The organism is Amycolatopsis sp. lyj-346, assembly GCF_046548975.1.
GTDB lineage: Bacteria > Actinomycetota > Actinomycetes > Mycobacteriales > Pseudonocardiaceae > Amycolatopsis.
Genome location: NZ_JAJPWT010000040.1, coordinates 1 through 2146, shown reverse-complemented (window position 1 = coordinate 2146; position 2146 = coordinate 1). Strand labels below are relative to the sequence as shown.

1 protein-coding gene is annotated in these 2146 nt (G+C 67.0%); it reads right to left on the bottom strand.

What is annotated here, in order from left to right; translation table 11 throughout:
* Positions 1–48: 48 nt before the first annotated feature.
* The coding region (locus ACLJQE_RS44555; protein WP_410645913.1) for a tyrosine-type recombinase/integrase at positions 49–2146 on the bottom strand (2098 nt) is incomplete at its 5' end.

Below are 2146 nucleotides of genomic sequence, written 5' to 3'. Positions count from 1 at the left end.
CTTCTCTGAACTTGATCTTGATTGGCGGTGCCGGGCGGTCGGTGTCGGTCAGCGGGCCGTGGTGAGCGTGGGGATGCCGAGCTCGACGGTGTTGCGGCGGGTGGTTGTCGTGTTGAGCTGGGTGAGTTTGTGGTCGGCGGCGGTGAGGCTGATGCGTAGGCCGTCGACTTCGCCGAGCCAGCCTTCGCGTTCGGCTTCGGTGATGCGGGCGATGAGGTTGTCGCGGATTTCGGTGAGTCGGGGTTTCTGGGCGGGGTCGGGCCAGAGCATGGAGCAGCGGATGCAGGCGTGTTCGTGGATGCAGGGGGTGCCGAATGCGCGGCCGCAGGTGCCGAGGGAGACCTTGCGTTTTTCGAATTGGCTGAGGAACGCGTCCCATTCTTCTGGGGTTGGGGTGCGGTATTCCTCGCCGGGGCGGGTGGCTCGTCGGCGGTCGAGGAATGCCCGGTGGGCCTGGATTGCCTCGTGGGGATAGACCGCTTTGTAGCCCATGGTGACGTTGATGTCGCGGTGCCCGCAGATGACTTGGGCGATGTGCGGCGGGAGTCCTTGCATGATCGCGTCGGTGATGAACATCCGGCGGAAGTCATGCGGTGTGAACAGCAGTGGCTGGCCGTCGGGGTCGGTCAGCCCGGTCGCGGTGAGGGCTTTCTTGAGGAGGCGGCGGATGGTGCCGCCGGTGACGGGCCGGTTCTCGGTGCCGAAGCGGGATTGGAACAGCAGTGGCATCGGCGGGTTCCAGATCTTCTCGTGCTTGTCGTAGGCGGCGACGAGGGTGACCGCGCCGCTGGGCTGGCGGATGCGGGTGATGATGGCGCTGAGCACGTCGGCCAGTTCCGGGCTGATCAGCAGCAGCCGTTCGGCGTCGGTCTTGGACGGGACGATCTGCAGCAGCGGGACGAGTTCGCCGCTGGTGGGCAGCGTGTATTGGACGAAGCTGTGATGGGTGAGCTCGGTGAGTTCCTCGATCCGGACGCCGGTGTGGCGCAACACTTCAACTGCGGCCCAGGTCCAGAAGGCTTCGTGTTCTTCCTGGCTGAGGTCGCGGCGGGTGCCGGTCACGGGGTCGTCGGCGAAGATCTTGCCGCTGGGAGAGCGGATCATCACCGCTCGCTGCAATGTCTGGTCGGCGACCGTCACGGTGTCACCGGGGTGAGCCGCTGCGACGGCCTGCAGGAGTGTTATTGCTTTGTGGCGCTGGTTTTCGGCGTGGCGGACCAGGGTGGGAAGGACGGGAAGGCGTTCGCGGGTGCGGGTGTCCATCCGCGACTTGCGGTGTCGTTTTTCCTTGCTGTGCACGAGAAGCTCGCTGGTGCGGATGGGGCATGGCACCGCCCAGGGCGCCCAGCGGGCGGGGTCTTCGGCGGCCCACTGGGCCAGATCGAGATAGAACGCGCGGACCGCGGTCAGGCAGTCACCGACATTGCGGCGCGGGACGGACGACTCGCGGCGGGAACCGTTCTCGGTGACCGTGATGGTCTTGAACCGCTGCCGCTGTTTCCAAGCGGCGGCGACCTCGACCGGCAGGCGCAGGCTGTCGATGCCGGGGTGGTGCCGTTCCAGGTCGGCCCAGAACCGCCGGGCGAGCAGGAACGCGAGCTGGTTGAGGCTGCTGTAGTCCATCGCGGGCTGGCGTTCCCGCAGATAGTCCACCAGCAGGTCGCGGATAGGGCGGCAGGCGACCCGGTAGCGGTCGACCAGCTCGTCGCAGGTGAGCTGCCCTGGTGAGCGGAACATCCGGATGCTGGGTGGCGCGTCGTCGGGAAAGATCCCCATCGTGTGCAGCAGCCGGTAGAAACAGACCATGCCGGCGCCGGCGAGTTGCTGGACCGCGGCTTGGGTATCGAGCAGTTCGACACAGTCGCCGACGGTGACATCGCGGACCAGGCCGCCCTTGGCGGCCACCATCACTCCGATCCGCCCGACGGCCATACTGCCGTTGGCATCGGAGATACCTGAGTCGGCAGCGCACATCTTGCGCAGCTGAGCGAACCCTTCCGGGTCGCGGGCTCGCCCCAGTACGGGCATCAGGCTGCGGCCCACCCGCTGGGACAAGAACCACGCCATCGCCGGACGCAGCACGTCCCCGCCAACGAGCAGGGCCATCCCCGGCGGCAGCACGGAGTGCTTTCCCGCCAAAGGAAAC